Here is a 16233-nt window from a genome sequence, read left to right as displayed (position 1 = left end):
GTGGTTGAACGTGTACTAGCTACGGCACAAGCGCTGGCACTAATCGATTTATTAAAAGAAAAGCATGGTCCTATTATATTTCATCAATCTGGTGGCTGCTGTGATGGCTCATCCCCTATGTGTTATCCAGAGGGTGACTTATTATTAGGTGATCAGGATATATGCCTTGGAGAAATAGGCGGTGCTCCTTTCTATATGCATAAAAATCAGTATGATTACTGGAAACATACCCAAATCATTTTAGATGTTGTCGATGGTAGAGGTGGAATGTTTTCATTAGAAGGTGTAGAAGGGAAGCGCTTTTTAACAAGGTCAAGAGCGTTCTCATCAGAGGAGCTACAAGAGCTAGGGTTAATTTAATAAGATATGGGACAGCGGCAGCAAGATATGCCGCTGTTTTTTATTGTATGTACACCTTTAATTTTTAGAGAAAAGGCTATGTAATGAGATGGTCTTCGGCGAGTTGCGTAAAGATAAAAATAACTGAAAGCGCTCATGTAAAGTCACTGTAAATAATAATTTTTTAGTGGTTTTTGCGATCAACGTAAACATCTCCCTTTCATCCTGTATGAACAGGTTGTAAGACCTTCACTGATTGAAGGTTCACTTTATGTTGTTGATATTCCTTATTAAACCAAATAAATGAGGTAACATATATTAAATTAAGTTTACTTTTTATGTTAATTGTTACAAGAAGGTGAATCTTTCAAGCATTCTGTCACGTAAATTAAGAAAAGGAGTGGACAAGGATGGATTATGCGATGATCGAAAATCAATTTACAAATACAGTTGAGGATGTATCAAAAGCTGCTGGCTGGACAGTTGACCGAAAGATTATTCTAGCGATTGCTAGTACATTTCTAGCTTCCGGAAAAATATTTGATGCAGACAAGTATAAAGCAGTACTGCAGGAGATGAAAATGCAGAGCTCATGGATGTCCCCTTTACGAACAACCGTTGGCTATAGTATCGCTGCAAATTTAATGGAGCAAGAAGATACAGAAAAGGCAGTAAAGGATTTATTAATAAATGTACGTGTTTTGAAAGAAGCTAAATTTAGAAATGGCAATTTTAGCTTTATAGGTGCACAGTTTTTAACGGAGAATGAACATGAAAAAAAGGCACATGCTCAAAAGGCTAGAGCTTTATTTGATGCGATTCGTAAGCACCACCCATTTTTAACATCCTATGAGGATATTCCTTATGCGATTTTATTAAGCAGTCCTTCTGATGATATTGAGTTACGTGCAGATACAATGAATCGCTACTATAAAGAATTACGAGCATATAATTTTACTGCGGGTAATGATCTTCAATGGCTTTCACAGGTATTAACGCTGTTATCTTCACAATACAATAATCAACTTGTCGCAAATACTGTAGCGATACGTGACACATTCAAACAACAGCATATAAAAGTAAAGACTATGCATTATCCGCTACTTGGCTTTTTAGCAATACTTAATCTTAATCAAACACAGCTTTTGGATATTATTAATTTGTATCATGAATTAAAAGGTTTAAAAATATTAAAATGGCATCGTGAATTTGTACTCTTTATGACTGTACAAATTGCTATTTACGATATGGCAAATGTCCAAAAATCTTTGTCGATGACGATAATGGCTTCTATTGAGTTATTAATTCAAGCACAGCAAGCAGCAATGATCGCAGCGGTTAGTGCAGCCGCCATAGCATCTAATTCCAGTTCTTCATGATAAAATAAAGGAGAACTTGATTATTTGGAGGTGCATGTGAAGGATGAAGAAAACAAAACTATGGATAAATGGTCAATGGCAAGAGGCAGAGGATAGTTATGAGTTAACATCTCCGTATAGTGGAGAGGTCGTTGCACATGTAGCTAAGGCATCCATCCAAGATGTTGAGAGAGCGATCGAGGGTGCACAGCAAGCATTTCAATCATTTAAAAAGACAACAGCCTATGAGCGTGCCGAAATATTATATAACGTAGTTAATGGTATGCGACTACGAAAGGATGAATTTGCCGAAATTTTAGCATTAGAGGCAGGGAAACCTTTGGCGGCAGGATTAGCTGAAGTTGAACGTACCATTGCAACATATCAATTTGCGGCAGAGGGTGCTAAGCAAGCAAAGGGTGAGACTGTACCAATGGATGCCGCACCAGGTGCAGGGGATCGTATAGGCTGGACAAAGCGGGAGCCATTAGGTGTTATCTCAGCCATTACACCGTTTAATTTTCCATTTAATTTAGTAGCACATAAATTAGGTCCAGCCTTTGCAGTCGGCAATACGGTTGTATTAAAGCCAGCGACACAAACGCCATTAAGTGCCCTTATAATGGCTGAGATTTTTAAAGAGGCAGGCTTACCAGATGGGGCGTTGCAAATAGTGACAGGCAGTGGTGGTGAGCTGAGTGATACACTTATTACACATCCATATGTTAAAAAGGTAACATTTACAGGTAGCGGTAAGGTTGGCTTAGGTATAAAAGAAAAAGTTGGCTTACGGAAAGTAACGTTAGAGCTAGGTTCCAATGCAGCAGTAATTGTCGAACCATCGACACCCATCAACAAAATTATGAAGCGTTGTGTAGGCGGCGCGTTTAACTTTGCTGGTCAAGTATGTATTTCTTTACAGCGTATTTATGTACATGCCTCTATTATTGGCGAGTTTACAAAAGCATTTGTAGAAGAAACTGAAAAACTTGTAGTAGGTGATCCATTCGATAAAAATACGGATGTCAGTGCCATGATTCATCCAAACGAAGTTGAACGAATAAGAGAATGGATTGAGGAAGCCCAGGCCCAAGGTGCTGTTATTGCAACAGGTGGTGTTTTTACAGAGCGTACTTTAACACCAACTGTTATGACGAACGTAACTGCGGATATGAAAATTGTCTGTCAGGAAACATTCGCGCCAATCGCCTCAATTGTTTCATATGAAACATTAGACGACGCCATTCGACTTGTCAATGAGTCGGACCTTGGCTTAAATGCAGGAATCTACACGAATATCTTATCAGATGCTCTGTATGCAGCAGATGAGTTACAAGCTGGTGCTGTGATGATTAATGATATTCCGACCTTTAGGGTAGATAATATGCCATATGGTGGTGTAAAAATGAGCGGCTATGGTCGTGAAGGTATTAAATGGGCGATTGAGGAAATGACGGATATGAAATTTATTACGATGAAAAAATCGTTCTAAATTTGCATCGACTCTTTTTCTGCGCTACGATGACGAAAGAACATACATGAAGGGGAGTTGCAAGAACCATGACAAACACCACTGTACCAATGAGCCAATCACGTACGGTTCAATCACGTCTCGTATTACCTCCAGATACCAATAATCACAATTCTATTTTCGGTGGAAGAGTGTTAGCTTATATTGATGAAATTGCTGCTATTACAGCGATGAAGCATGCTAAAGGGCAAGTAGTAACAGCTTCGATTGATTCAGTTGATTTTTTATCGGCAGCACATGTAGGAGATATTCTTGAAATAGAAAGCATTGTTTCTTCTACGGGACGTTCTTCAATGGAGGTTTATGTGCGCGTTATTTCTCGCAATATAGAGACGGGAGAAGAAAAATTAACAACAGAATCATTTGTGACGATGGTGGCAGTAGATGATAAAGGGAAGCCAACACCAGTACCTGCTATTTATCCTGAAACAGATGAAGAAAAGCGTTTGTTTGAAACAGGACCAGTAAGACGAGAGTATCGTAAACAAAAGCGTGCCTTGCCGCATTAAAGAAAAAGGGAACTTGCCTGCTAACAGCGAAGTTCCCTTTTTTGTACTAGATATTTAGCTCATTTACAACATTAATAAGCGAGTCAGATGAGGAAGAAACAAGTGTTGCTCCCTGTGATAGCTCAGTAATTAAATTAGAAATGGCTGAAATATCTCTGGATGTATGAATATATTGCTGCTGAATACCAGCGACAGCATCAGCAATATCATTAAATGATTTCGACAAATTTTCCTGTGTAGTCACACTATGCTGAATTTTTTCATCCACATTTACCACAGAATTCGACATTGTTGTAATATTACTTTCGGTTTCTTTGATAAGATGCGAAACATTTTGTACGGCATTTTTTGTTTCCTCTGCAAGCTTACGAACTTCCTCTGCTACAACTGCAAAGCCCTTACCATGCTCACCTGCGCGAGCTGCCTCAATTGATGCATTTAAGGCTAATAGATTGGTTTGGTCAGCAATTCCTGTAACAAGTCCTACAATTTCAGAGATTTTTTGAGAGGAGGTACGCAACTGATTCATGGTTACTTCAAGGCTGTTGACACTCTTTAAAATAATTTGTATTAAATCATTTTGTTCTTGAAGCTGCTGCTGACCACGTCTCGATTTTTCCTGTGTATCAGCAACGAAACTCAATCCCTGCTTTGTGGCTACTGCAATATCATCTGTTTGAGAGGAAATCACTAGTAAGGAAGCTGCCGTTTCTTCACTAATAGCATTAAGTTCCTCAGCCGTTTTGTGAATCGTTGTAACAAGGGCATTTTTTGTCTCACTCGTAGCCGTACGAATGCGCTCTTCCTCTTTTTCATAGGCCTCGATTACTAGCTGCTGCTCAAAATTGATAATTTTACTAAAGGCATTAATCGCACAAATTGCATCTTGTTTCGAAATATCGAGATCATTCACGAAATTTGTAAATGTAGTAGTGAGTGATTGGAAGGATGCAATATACCATTTCGATTGCAAGCCAATTCGGACGTGGGCTTCAGCAATAGCTTTTCTTTCATAAATGTAAGCGTTATTAATATGACTTTCAAAAATATCACTTAAATGTTTGTGTAGTGTAACTTTTAAACGATCTATATGCGATGTCCGATTAATAATATCGAGTAAGTCTTGACTCAGACTAATGGCTGCATAAAACTGTTCCACCATTGTTGGTATTAAATCCTTTGCAAATGGCTGTAATTGCTTAATAATCGCTAGATCCCTTATTGTTAAATTTAACAGCGCTAATTGTTTCTGAAGGATTGGATGGCTTGAAACGTCTAATTGTACATGACCCTTGAAATTTTCAGGCATTAAGACAATTGAGTAGTGAGGACTACTATTTTTTGTAAACCAACTCATGATTAATTACTCCATTCTTAATATCTATAATAAGTGAATATAAAAGAAACTTTTGTCGTTTATAAATATATGGTATTAAATCCATTTTACTATTTTTTGTTGGATATTTGGTTAAAAATTTAGTTTATTTCTTTATTTTTTTACTTATGCTAGAAGCGAAGTAAATTTGAATTTGATAGAGGAAACCTGTAAAATACGAACTGTTTAAGGTCATAGAACTGTGCGTAAAAAGGATAGAGAAGGAGGTATTGTATGGAGAAAAAACGCTTTAAATTCGTTATTCCAGTGATGGTTATTGTGGCAATTGGCTCTGTTTATATGTTGCGTAACTATTATGCAGAGGTGCCAGCCATTGAACAATTATTAATAACGATTTGTGCAACATTAGGGTCAGGCGTGTTAGCATACTTTTTATTCCCACAGCAAGGCGAAAATAAAATTGATGACCGTGGTCCATATTAATAGCATTAGAAAGCTGCTCGTTTGATGAAAAACGAGCAGCTTTTTTAGGGCTTAAATAATTTAAACCAGCCTTTCAGCTTAAAGATGATGAGCATTAAAATGGCAATAATAATCATTATAGCAAGTATAATAAAATAGCTATATCGCCCATGTAGCTCAGGCATATTATCAAAATTCATACCGTAAACGCCAGCAATAAATGTTAAGGGAATAAAGATTGTTGAAACAATGGTTAATGTCATCATAATACCATTCATGCGACTTGAGCTTATGGCCATATAACTATCTCGCATATCTGCAGTAAGCTCTCGATTGGATTCTACCATTTCTGTTAGCTTAAGGAGATGGTCATATATATCTCCAAAGTAAGCTCTTTCGGATTTTTTTAATGAGAAGCGGTAAGAATTCAATATCCGATAGAGCAGATCTCGCATTGGTAAAATAGTACGTCTTAAGTCGAGCAAATCACTACGGAATTCAAAGACAATCTTCATAGCATTGACATTGCTTTGATAGGTAAGTTCGTCTTCAAGTACATTTAAGTGATCTTCGATTTCATAGACAAGTGGGAAATAACTATCAACAATTTTGTCGATAGTCTGGTAGGTTAAGTAAATCGTACCGCGTTCCCAGCTTTTTGATTGATTTTCCAACATTTTTTGTAGCTTATCTATTTCAGGAGCAGGGTTTTTATGGAATGTTACAATGAATTTATGGGAAGTAAAAATATTAACCTCCTCCGCAGCTAATGTTTCTGCATTCAGGCGATGAATAACAAAAAAGTGAAAATCATCATAAAAATCGAGCTTCGGGCGCTGTAATCGCAGTAAGCAATCTTCAATCGCAAGTGGATGAAAATGGAAAAATGTATCTAGCAACGATTCTTCCTCAATGGTAGGGCAATTAAAATCAACCCAGTACCATTCAAATTCATGTTGTTCTATGATCTCCAAGGGGAAATCCTTCAATAGTTGTTGTTGTTTTGTAATTCCAATGGTGCGTATCACAGCATTCACCTCAAATTTTTTACTACAAAATCAGCCGTGGTGGGGATGGGGAGCTTGTTAAGATTTTTAGCCCCATGTGCCCTCTGTTTAGCTAGAACGGGTCCGCAGAAACCAACACGACTGTTATAAAATTTTAACGTTCTTTTTTAAAGCATACCCAACCACCAAACAAAGTAGTGGCAAAGAATCTCGAAGGTTTTGTAAAGCCTGCATGCTGAAGCAATGTTAAAATATCCTTTTCCGACATAAATGAAAGGGCACGGATAGATGTCTCCATATCTGCTACATCTTCAGCGGATAGCCTTGTCTGCTGTAACCAATAGGCACGCCATAAGTCAAATTGTAGCTCTGTTTCTAACGAGCCAGACTGTCCATATTTGGAGACAAGAACAAATGGTGCACCAGGCTTTAAATGATGTACTATTTGCTTTAAGGTAGAGAGCTTTTCTTCATAATCCTGAATAAAGTGAAGAACTAGTACACAGCTAGCTGCATCATATTGTATGGTTGGTAATGTTGTATTGAGTATGGTTCCTTGATGGAATGACAGAGTATTTGTTAGAGATTGTAAACGCTCCTTTGCTACACGGAGCATGGATTCAGATGGATCAATGCCTGTAAATGACCAGTGCGGTCGTTTTTCTGCAAGCTGTGAAATTTCATTGCCGCTTCCTGCTCCTACAATTAACAGCTCAGCTTTTTCAGGCAATGTGGAATAATAAAAAGTCTGTATTAAACGAAGCATTGCATCATAGCTTGGAAGTGTACGTCGAATGCCCTTTTCATATTCGTTTGCCAATGTGTTGTTAAATTCCATCTCACATCACTACCTTTCAAAAAAATTTTAAAAATCTCTTTTTACTATGAAACTATTAGGGGTATAGTTCCGTAAATAGTAGTACATAAAAACATAAACAGCCATAAAGAAAGGATTGATAGATATATGGAGAGTAAATGGTCTAAAGTCATCATACACGCAAGTGCGTTTTTTGCGCCATGGTTAGTACCAATTATTTTTTTCTTAATTAGTTCAGACGAGGAAGTAAAAGCGATTTCGATTCAGGCATTGTTATTCCAAATTGTGATGGGTGTTTTAATAGCGATTGCTGGTGTATTAAGCTTTGTTTTAATTGGACTTCCATTTTTACTGATTTTCGCAATTATGGTATTTATCGTACCAATTATTGGTATCGTGAAAGCATTGTCTGATGAGCCTTGGCGTTATCCAATTGTTGGTCGTTGGGTATAATTTTCATAAACGCAAGTATATGCTAGTTGCATATGCTTGCGTTTTTTTGATAACAAAAAGGGGTACAGTATGTGTGCAAGTAATTTATAAAGTACCCGTCCTATTAGCGAAAATGACATATTGTTTGACGCTTGAATAACTACTTTTATGACTTTTTATTTTTCTGTAGGCGAATTAATTGCAATTATTTTCAAGCGTTTTGTATAATATACTCAAAGAAAGTCAAAGATAGTCAAAGTCAGTGAAGTAAGCGAGGTGTATTCCTAAAATGCGTAATATATCAGACATCATAGAAGGTTACTTAAAGCAGGTACTTGAATTAGGTGGAGAAGGGCATATTGAAATAAAACGTAGTGAAATCGCTGATAAATTTCAATGTGTACCGTCACAAATAAATTATGTCATTAATACAAGATTTACTGCTGAACGGGGTTACCTTGTTGAGAGCAAACGTGGCGGTGGTGGATACATTCGAATTTTACGTGTCCGTGCGAATTCACAAATTGATTTAATTGACGATGTTCTTAAGCAAATTGAAGGTGGGGCATCGCAAACGATGGCAGAGGATTTAATCTATCGACTTATTGATGAGCAGGTAATTTCAAAACGAGAGGCGAAATTAATGTTAGCAGCAATTGATCGCTCAACAATCGATTTACATCTTCCTTTAAGAGATAGCATTCGAGCTAAAATCTTACGAGCGATGCTGACAACAATAAAATATGAACAACAGAAATCGTGAGGTGATGGAAATGATATGCGAACATTGTCAACAGCGTAATGCGACAGTTACTGTAACACAAGTTCAAAATGGGCAAAAGGTGGAGCACCATTATTGTGACGTCTGCGCCTCACAATTCCATCCATTTCATGCAGAGTTTAAGCAAGAGCCAGTATCGATTCAACAGCTATTGTCCAACTGGTTTGGCTCGCCGACATGGCAAAAGGTGGGGGAAAAACAGCAGGCACAACCGCCACAGCAAACATGCTCACAATGTGGATTTACTTATAAGCAATTTTTAAAAGAGGGGAAATTTGGCTGTCCGAACTGTTATGACATCTTTAGTGAGCATTTGCCGAAGCTCTTTAATCGTATACAGGCGGGACCGCAGCATATTGGAAAAATGCCTGGCGCTCACAGTAATGTATATGTTATTAAAAAGCAAATTGAGGATATTCGTAAACGTATGAAATTAGCGGTGGATGAAGAACAATTTGAGGAGGCAGCCAAGCTTCGGGATGAAGTGAGGGAGCTTGAGAAGCAACTACAATTTAAAGGTGGTGATGTGTCATGATGATTGAATCGTTTTTAGAGCATGCGACCCCGATGTGGATGTATGTTGAGGACGATTATTCAGATATAGTCATTAGTACACGAATTCGCCTTGCTCGAAATTTAGATGGCTATCGTTTCCCATTAGCATTTTCTGAGAATGAGGCATTGCAGGTGGAGCAGGCGGTTACACATGCTGTAAGTGATAGCCCAACGCTTCAAAATGATTATGCTTATTTTGCTATAAAGGATTTAACGCCTCTGCAGCGTCAAATTCTAGTAGAAAAGCATTTGATTAGTCCGCAGCTAGCTAAAAAAGAGCAAGTGGGCTCCATACTACTTTCAGAAGATGAATCCGTTAGCATTATGGTAAATGAAGAGGATCATTTACGCATCCAGTGTATGACAGCAAGTTTTCAATTGCAACGTGCCTATGAACAGGCAAATAAAATTGATCGTATTTTAGAAAAGGCGTTACCATATGCATTTCGAGATACCTTTGGTTATTTAACAAGCTGCCCAACAAATATCGGTACGGGTCTTCGAGCATCTGTGATGATGCATCTACCAGCACTTACACTCACTGGACAGATGAATCAAATTATTAATGCGATGACGCGTTTAGGCATGACGGTACGAGGGATATATGGTGAAGGAAGCGAAAATTTAGGTAATATTTATCAAGTGTCTAACCAAATTACGCTTGGCAAGACAGAAGAGGATATTTTAACAGATATACAAAGTGTCGCTGAAAAAATTATACAAAAAGAACGGCATGCAAGAGGTAAGTTGATGGAAAAAGCAGAACTTGCCTTAGAGGATCGTGTTTATCGAGCTTTAGGCACCCTTACACATGCAAGAATTTTAACAAGTGAGGAGGCAGCAACCTGTCTATCCAATGTCCGTTTAGGTGTAGATTTACAGTTGATTACAGGGATACAACCAACAACTTTAAATGAGTGTGTTGTAAGTATGCAGCCAGCATTTTTACAACATTATGCAGGTGAGGTATTGCCGCCTGCTGAACGCGACCGTGTAAGAGCAAAAATGCTTCGTGAAGTATTATTAGCTCAAAAATATACGAATAAGCCTATGAATGGTGAAAAGGGAGAGGATTTATATGATGTTTAATCGTTTTACACAACGCGCGCAAAAAGTATTACAGCTTGCTCAGGAAGAGGCTATTCGTTGGAAACACGAATCCATTGGCACAGAGCATATTTTATTAGGGCTTATACGTGAAGGCGGCGGTATTGCTGCAAAAGCGTTAGAAGCTATTGATATTAGTCCTCAAAGAATTGAAGCAGGTATTGAAGAATTAGTTGGCAAAGGTAAAGAGGACGTTGGACCAATTGTTCACTATACACCACGCGCTAAAAAAGTTATTGAGCTTTCAGTTGATGAATCACGTAAATTAGGTCATTCCTATATTGGTACAGAGCATTTATTATTAGCGTTGATTCGTGAAGGGGAAGGTGTAGCAGCTCGTGTCTTAAATAATGCAGGTGTGGGCTTAAATAAAGCTCGTCAGCAAGTATTATTGCTTTTAGGCAATAATGATAATGCACAATCTGGACAACAAGCGGCTCAGGCTGCTAATACACCAACACTAGATAGCTTGGCACGTGATTTAACACAAATTGCACGTGAAGGCTCTTTAGACCCTGTTATTGGTCGAAGCAAGGAAATTACTCGTGTTATCGAAGTATTATCGCGTCGTACAAAAAATAACCCTGTATTAATTGGTGAACCAGGTGTTGGTAAAACAGCGATTGCGGAAGGGCTAGCACAGCAAATTATTAATAATGAAGTACCAGAAACATTAAGAGACAAACGTGTAATGACATTGGATATGGGCACAGTCGTTGCAGGTACAAAATATCGTGGTGAATTTGAAGATCGCTTGAAAAAAGTAATGGATGAAATTCGCCAAGCAGGCAATATCATTTTATTTATCGATGAATTGCATACATTAATCGGTGCAGGTGGCGCAGAAGGTGCAATCGATGCATCCAATATTTTAAAACCATCGTTAGCACGTGGCGAACTGCAATGTATCGGTGCAACAACATTGGATGAATACCGTAAATATATTGAAAAGGATGCAGCTTTAGAGCGTCGTTTCCAGCCAATCCAAGTAGATGAGCCAACAGTAGAAGAGGCTATTCAAATTATTCAAGGCTTACGTGACCGTTATGAAGCGCATCATCGTGTGAAAATTACAGATGAAGCAATTGAAGCAGCAGCTAAAATGAGTGATCGCTATATTTCAGACCGCTTCTTACCAGATAAAGCAATTGACTTAATCGATGAAGCTGGCTCTAAAGTGCGCTTACGTTCATTTGCAGTGCCACCAAATTTAAAGGCACTTGAAGATAAGCTTGAAAATGTGCGCTCTGAAAAAAATGCTGCTGTATCAGGTCAAGAGTTTGAAAAAGCAGCATCATTAAGAGATACAGAGCAAAAGCTAAAAGATGAAATTGAAGCAACACGCAAAAATTGGAAGGAAGAGCAAGGGAAAGCTGAATCGCAAGTGACTGTAGATGATGTGGCAGCAGTTGTCTCAATGTGGACAGGAATTCCAGTATCGAAAATTGCCTCTGAAGAATCTGCAAAATTATTACACCTTGAAGAGGAGCTACACAAACGTGTTGTAGGGCAAGGAGAAGCGGTAGAAGCGATTTCTCGTGCGATTCGCCGTGCAAGAGCAGGCTTAAAAGATCCAAAACGCCCAATTGGTTCATTTATCTTCTTAGGACCTACAGGTGTTGGTAAAACAGAGCTGGCTAGAGCACTAGCTGAAGTAATGTTTGGTGATGAGGATGCAATGATTCGTGTGGATATGTCCGAGTACATGGAGAAACATTCGACTTCTCGCTTAGTAGGCTCACCTCCAGGCTATGTAGGCTTTGATGATGGGGGTCAATTAACAGAGAAAGTTCGCCGCAAACCATATTCTGTCGTGTTGTTAGATGAAATTGAAAAGGCACACCCTGATGTATTCAATATTCTATTACAAGTGCTTGAGGATGGTCGTTTAACAGATTCTAAGGGACGTGTAGTGGACTTCCGTAATACAGTGGTCATTATGACTTCGAACGTTGGTGCGGATGCTCTTAAATATCAAAAGAGCCTTGGCTTCAATGTGGGTAGTGCAGAATCTAAGCATAAAGACATGAAGGGTACAATGCTAGAAGAATTGAAAAAAGCATTCCGTCCAGAATTCTTAAACCGTATCGATGAAATGATTGTCTTCCACTCATTAGAAAAAGAGCATTTAAAAGAAATTATTGCAATGATGGGCAATGCACTAACAAAACGCTTGAAAGAGCAAGATATTTCGTTAGAGCTAACAGATGCAGCACTTGAAAAAATTGCTGAGGAAGGCTATGACCCTCAATATGGTGCTCGTCCACTACGTCGTGCATTACAAAAGCAAGTAGAGGATCGCTTATCGGAGGAATTACTAAAAGGTAATGTAGAAAAAGGAAATCAAGTTGTTATTGACTATGTAGATAATGAATTTATTGTAAAGAAAAAAGAGGGAGTTTCTATCTCTAAATAATTTCATGCAAAGACAGCGAGGCTTGAAGTGCCAAGCTGTCTTTTTTTCTGTACAATGAATATAAGAACAAATATTCGAGGTGAAGCAACTTGGCAAAGAAAAAAACGAAATTTATCTGTTCGGGCTGTGGCTATGAATCTGCAAAATGGATGGGAAGATGTCCAGGCTGTGGAGAATGGAATAAGATGGTGGAGGAAGTTGAGGTTGTGGCAAAAGGACCTCGTGGAGCATTCCAGCATTCCGCAACAGTGACCCAAAAGGCACTGCCCATTATTCAGGTCCAGGCCACGGAAGAGTCTCGTGTAGCAACGGAAATGAGCGAACTGAATCGTGTGCTAGGTGGAGGAATTGTGGCTGGCTCGTTAGTGTTAATTGGGGGTGATCCTGGGATTGGGAAATCAACGCTTTTATTACAAGTTTCAGCATTGCTCTCAAATAAAGGGCATCGTGTGCTTTATATTTCTGGAGAGGAATCAATTCGTCAGACAAAATTACGAGCAGAACGTTTAGGCGTAGTTTCTCAAGAGCTATATATCTATTCTGAAACGAATCTTGAATTTTTACATCAAACGATTGATGAGGTGCAGCCGAAATTTGTCATTGTTGATTCTATACAGACGATCTTTCATCCTGAAGTTACAAGCGCACCAGGGAGTGTTTCACAGGTACGAGAATGTACAGCTGAGCTAATGCGTATAGCCAAAACAAAGGGGATTGCTATCTTTTTAGTGGGGCATGTTACAAAAGAAGGACAAATTGCTGGACCACGTATTTTAGAGCATATGGTGGATACGGTATTGTATTTTGAAGGAGAAAGACATCATAATCATCGTATTTTACGGAGCCAAAAAAATCGCTTTGGCTCTACCAATGAAATTGCGATATTTGAGATGCTTCAGGGAGGTTTAAAGGAAGTGCTAAATCCTTCTGAGCTATTTTTACAGGAACGCTCACAGGGAGCTGCGGGGTCTACGATCGTGGCGTCAATGGAGGGGACAAGACCTATTCTTGTTGAAATTCAATCTTTAGTAACGCCTACAAGCTTTAATTATCCCAAACGTATGGCAACGGGTGTTGATCAAAATCGGGTGCAGTTGCTGATGGCGGTGCTTGAAAAGCGTATGGGGCTTATGCTGCAAGCGCAAGATGCATATATTAAAGTTGCTGGTGGTGTGAAATTGGATGAGCCCGCCATTGATTTAGCTGTGTTGACAAGTATTGTCTCGAGCTTTAAGGATCAAGCGGTACAAGCAACAGATTGTTTTATTGGAGAGGTCGGATTGACAGGAGAGGTACGTCGAGTCTCACGTATTGAGCAGCGTGTTATTGAAGCCGCGAAACTTGGATTTAAAAGGGCTTTTATTCCAGCATCTAATATCGGTGGATGGGATTTCCCCCAAGGTATTGAAATTGTAGGAGTAGAAACGATCAAGGATGCCTTAAAACTCTGCTTTAGAGAGCTATAAAGAAATCATACATGTTGGATAGTATTCTAACATGTATTTTCTTTCATTTTTGATCATCAAATCGGAAACTCAGGTAAAGGAATAGACGTCCTAGAAAATACCAGGCAATAGGAAGGAGGAAATCGTAACCGAAGCCAACTTAAAATAGAAGGTTAGTAAATTGTCTAAAGAGGTTGTGATGGCTGGCAAGACTGTTAAAAATAATGTTAATTTGCTGAGTTTATAAAGGATTTTCTACCATAAACTATGTATAATCTTAAATAACAATAGGAGGTGACAGCTTGTGAAAAAATTTGTACAAATTGCCTTTTTACTGATTGGAGGAGCATTAGGCCTTGTTTTCTTACCGCCATTATACGAATTGCTTCATTTATCATCTAATCCTTGGCTAGATAATCCTTATGTATCAGTAGCATTAGGGGCACTTTTGTTGTTTACATTATCATTTGCATTTTCAGATTATTTTGTGAAGCTCATTAGCTGGATGGAAGAGGTACTATTTAAAATTCCAGTCGGAGATTTATTATTTGGTACACTGGGTTTAATTATTGGGCTGATTGTAGCTTATTTTCTAGGTTTTGCTATAGGTAGTGTGCAAATACTTGGTATTACAGAGATAGTGCCCATTATTCTATCATTTGTATTAGGGTATCTAGGCTTCCGTATAGGCTTTAGAAAAAGGGATGAATTGATACAGCTTTTTACATTACGTGGCTCTAATGCAAAGAAAAAAGCTGCTGAAGATGCTGAGGTGCTGGAAGTACGAGGCAGCTATAAACTGCTGGATACAAGTGTTATTATCGATGGCCGTATTGCGGATATTTCTGAAACCGGCTTTATTGAAGGAGTTTTAGTGGTCCCACAGTTTGTACTCACAGAGCTTCAGCATATTGCGGATTCTTCTGATACATTAAAGCGTACAAGAGGACGTCGAGGTTTAGATATTTTAAGGAAATTACAAGATGAACGTCAGACACAAGTTGAGATTACAGATGAAGACTTTGAGGATGTGCAAGAGGTAGATTTGAAATTGGTAAAACTCGCAAAAAAAATGGGCAATGATACACAGATTGTCACAAATGATTTTAATCTTAATAAAGTGTGTGAGTTACATCATGTAAAGGTGTTAAATATTAATGATTTAGCAAATGCTGTAAAACCTGTAGTTATCCCTGGTGAGGATATGCAGGTTGTCGTGATTAAAGATGGGAAAGAGCATAATCAAGGTGTTGCCTATTTAGACGATGGAACGATGATTGTTGTAGAGGGTGGGCGCAGTTATATTGGGCAGGCGATTACAGTAACGGTCACAAGTGTACTGCAAACATCGGCAGGTCGGATGATATTTGCGAAGCCAAAGGACGATTAGGATGTGAAGAGATGCAATATGAAGTAGTTTTACCTGCTGCTGGTAGTGGCAAGCGTATGGGGGCAGGGCACAATAAATTATTTTTAAAGCTTTTAGAGAAGCCAATTCTTATCCACACACTAGAAGTATTTCAGCAGGATGCGCTGTGCACAGGTATTTGGTTAGCCGTGAAACCAGAGGAACGTCTATATATTCAAGCAATGCTACAAGAATACGGTATTACGAAAGTTAAGAGCTTACCTGATGGCGGTGCTGAACGACAGCATTCTGTTCATTCGTGTATGAAAGAAATGAAGCAGGTCGATATTGTACTTGTCCATGATGCAGCGCGCCCTTTTATTACACATGATATTATTGCTAACCTTGTCCGAAGTGCACACACATATGGTGCAGCGATCGCAGGTGTTCGAGCGAAAGATACCATGAAAAAGGTTCGCAATGGTGTTATTGAAGAAACAGTGGATCGTGATAGCCTATGGATGATTCAGACACCACAAGCCTTCCAATATGATTTAATTGTCGAGGCAGAGGATGTAGCTGAGAAGGTAGGTTTCCTTGGTACAGATGAAGCCATGCTTGTTGAACGTCTTGGACATGCAGTGCATATTGTAGAGAGCAGCTATGAAAACGTCAAAATGACGACACAAGAGGATTTAATATTCGGAGAAGCGATTTTGCATAAACGGGCTTTGGATCTGGCGTAGCTCATTGGAAATCCCATCGAAAAGTCGATTACATACAACTTTTC

16 protein-coding genes are annotated in these 16233 nt (G+C 38.8%); 13 read left to right on the top strand and 3 right to left on the bottom strand.

Going from position 1 to position 16233, the window contains the following annotated elements; genetic code table 11:
* From MHB44_RS22620 to MHB44_RS22605, 4 genes are all read left to right on the top strand, one after another.
* Positions 1-360, top strand: coding sequence for a DUF779 domain-containing protein (locus MHB44_RS22620; RefSeq protein ID WP_341300972.1), 360 nt, complete (start codon positions 1-3; stop codon positions 358-360).
* A gap of 389 nt (positions 361-749) precedes the next feature.
* Complete coding sequence (locus MHB44_RS22615; protein WP_341300971.1) at positions 750-1718, top strand: DUF4003 family protein; 969 nt, start codon at positions 750-752, stop codon at positions 1716-1718.
* A 43-nt stretch (positions 1719-1761) separates the two neighbouring features.
* A complete protein-coding gene (locus MHB44_RS22610) occupies positions 1762-3189 on the top strand; it encodes an aldehyde dehydrogenase family protein (protein WP_341300970.1) in 1428 nt (475 codons plus the stop codon).
* Between the two features lie 68 nt (positions 3190-3257).
* Positions 3258-3737, top strand: a complete 480-nt coding sequence (locus MHB44_RS22605) for an acyl-CoA thioesterase (protein WP_341300969.1) — start codon at positions 3258-3260, stop codon at positions 3735-3737.
* 46 nt (positions 3738-3783) lie between these two features.
* Here MHB44_RS22605 and MHB44_RS22600 read toward each other — a convergent pair whose 3' ends face one another.
* Positions 3784-5094, bottom strand: coding sequence for a globin-coupled sensor protein (locus MHB44_RS22600; protein ID WP_341300968.1), 1311 nt, complete (start codon positions 5092-5094; stop codon positions 3784-3786).
* A 252-nt stretch (positions 5095-5346) separates the two neighbouring features.
* Between MHB44_RS22600 and MHB44_RS22595 the strand changes: the two genes are divergently transcribed.
* Positions 5347-5556, top strand: coding sequence for a hypothetical protein (locus MHB44_RS22595; protein WP_053997198.1), 210 nt, complete (start codon positions 5347-5349; stop codon positions 5554-5556).
* Positions 5557-5600: 44 nt separating this feature from the next.
* Here MHB44_RS22595 and corA read toward each other — a convergent pair whose 3' ends face one another.
* Positions 5601-6563: a magnesium/cobalt transporter CorA gene (gene corA, locus MHB44_RS22590; RefSeq protein WP_341300967.1), complete on the bottom strand. Its 963-nt coding sequence runs from the start codon at positions 6561-6563 to the stop codon at positions 5601-5603.
* 133 nt (positions 6564-6696) lie between these two features.
* A complete protein-coding gene (locus tag MHB44_RS22585; protein ID WP_341300966.1) occupies positions 6697-7380 on the bottom strand; it encodes a class I SAM-dependent methyltransferase in 684 nt (227 codons plus the stop codon).
* A 126-nt stretch (positions 7381-7506) separates the two neighbouring features.
* Here MHB44_RS22585 and MHB44_RS22580 point away from each other — a divergent pair, with 126 nt between their 5' ends.
* From MHB44_RS22580 to ispD, 8 genes are all read left to right on the top strand, one after another.
* Complete coding sequence (locus tag MHB44_RS22580; protein WP_053997201.1) at positions 7507-7812, top strand: DUF4870 domain-containing protein; 306 nt, start codon at positions 7507-7509, stop codon at positions 7810-7812.
* A gap of 268 nt (positions 7813-8080) precedes the next feature.
* Positions 8081-8554: a CtsR family transcriptional regulator gene (locus MHB44_RS22575; protein ID WP_341300965.1), complete on the top strand. Its 474-nt coding sequence runs from the start codon at positions 8081-8083 to the stop codon at positions 8552-8554.
* Between the two features lie 10 nt (positions 8555-8564).
* Positions 8565-9107 carry a UvrB/UvrC motif-containing protein gene (locus MHB44_RS22570; RefSeq protein ID WP_341300964.1) on the top strand — a complete coding sequence of 181 codons (543 nt, stop codon included), beginning with the start codon at positions 8565-8567 and terminating at the stop codon, positions 9105-9107.
* Positions 9104-10216 carry a protein arginine kinase gene (locus MHB44_RS22565; protein ID WP_341300963.1) on the top strand — a complete coding sequence of 371 codons (1113 nt, stop codon included), beginning with the start codon at positions 9104-9106 and terminating at the stop codon, positions 10214-10216. The genes MHB44_RS22570 and MHB44_RS22565 overlap by 4 nt, the downstream gene beginning before the upstream one ends.
* A complete protein-coding gene (locus tag MHB44_RS22560) occupies positions 10206-12650 on the top strand; it encodes an ATP-dependent Clp protease ATP-binding subunit (RefSeq protein ID WP_341300962.1) in 2445 nt (814 codons plus the stop codon). Before MHB44_RS22565 ends, MHB44_RS22560 begins: the two co-directional genes overlap by 11 nt.
* A gap of 89 nt (positions 12651-12739) precedes the next feature.
* Positions 12740-14116, top strand: a complete 1377-nt coding sequence (radA, locus tag MHB44_RS22555; protein ID WP_053997206.1) for a DNA repair protein RadA — start codon at positions 12740-12742, stop codon at positions 14114-14116.
* A gap of 283 nt (positions 14117-14399) precedes the next feature.
* On the top strand, positions 14400-15485 hold the full coding sequence (locus tag MHB44_RS22550) for a PIN/TRAM domain-containing protein (RefSeq protein WP_341300961.1): 1086 nt from the start codon (positions 14400-14402) through the stop codon (positions 15483-15485).
* An 11-nt stretch (positions 15486-15496) separates the two neighbouring features.
* The gene (gene ispD, locus MHB44_RS22545) at positions 15497-16189 is read left to right on the top strand and encodes a 2-C-methyl-D-erythritol 4-phosphate cytidylyltransferase (RefSeq protein ID WP_341300960.1); all 693 of its coding nucleotides are present in this window, start codon (positions 15497-15499) and stop codon (positions 16187-16189) included.
* Positions 16190-16233 lie beyond the last annotated feature (44 nt).

Origin of the sequence: Lysinibacillus sp. FSL H8-0500 (assembly GCF_038051955.1) — a bacterium.
In the GTDB taxonomy this organism is placed as follows: Bacteria; Bacillota; Bacilli; order Bacillales_A; family Planococcaceae; genus Lysinibacillus; species Lysinibacillus macroides.
This window is presented reverse-complemented; position numbering and strand designations above follow the sequence as displayed.

Bases quoted from the DNA above. Each gene is read 5' to 3' on its own strand.
- MHB44_RS22610 (WP_341300970.1), top strand. From the start codon at position 1,762: ATGAAGAAAACAAAACTATGGATAAATGGTCAATGGCAAGAGGCAGAG.
- MHB44_RS22575 (WP_341300965.1), top strand. From the start codon at position 8,081: ATGCGTAATATATCAGACATCATAGAAGGTTACTTAAAGCAGGTACTT.
- MHB44_RS22600 (WP_341300968.1), bottom strand. From the start codon at position 5,094: ATGAGTTGGTTTACAAAAAATAGTAGTCCTCACTACTCAATTGTCTTA.
- MHB44_RS22585 (WP_341300966.1), bottom strand. From the start codon at position 7,380: ATGGAATTTAACAACACATTGGCAAACGAATATGAAAAGGGCATTCGA.
- MHB44_RS22565 (WP_341300963.1), top strand. From the start codon at position 9,104: ATGATGATTGAATCGTTTTTAGAGCATGCGACCCCGATGTGGATGTAT.
- MHB44_RS22560 (WP_341300962.1), top strand. From the start codon at position 10,206: ATGATGTTTAATCGTTTTACACAACGCGCGCAAAAAGTATTACAGCTT.
- ispD (WP_341300960.1), top strand. From the start codon at position 15,497: ATGCAATATGAAGTAGTTTTACCTGCTGCTGGTAGTGGCAAGCGTATG.
- MHB44_RS22595 (WP_053997198.1), top strand. From the start codon at position 5,347: ATGGAGAAAAAACGCTTTAAATTCGTTATTCCAGTGATGGTTATTGTG.
- MHB44_RS22580 (WP_053997201.1), top strand. From the start codon at position 7,507: ATGGAGAGTAAATGGTCTAAAGTCATCATACACGCAAGTGCGTTTTTT.
- MHB44_RS22615 (WP_341300971.1), top strand. From the start codon at position 750: ATGGATTATGCGATGATCGAAAATCAATTTACAAATACAGTTGAGGAT.
- MHB44_RS22605 (WP_341300969.1), top strand. From the start codon at position 3,258: ATGACAAACACCACTGTACCAATGAGCCAATCACGTACGGTTCAATCA.
- MHB44_RS22570 (WP_341300964.1), top strand. From the start codon at position 8,565: ATGATATGCGAACATTGTCAACAGCGTAATGCGACAGTTACTGTAACA.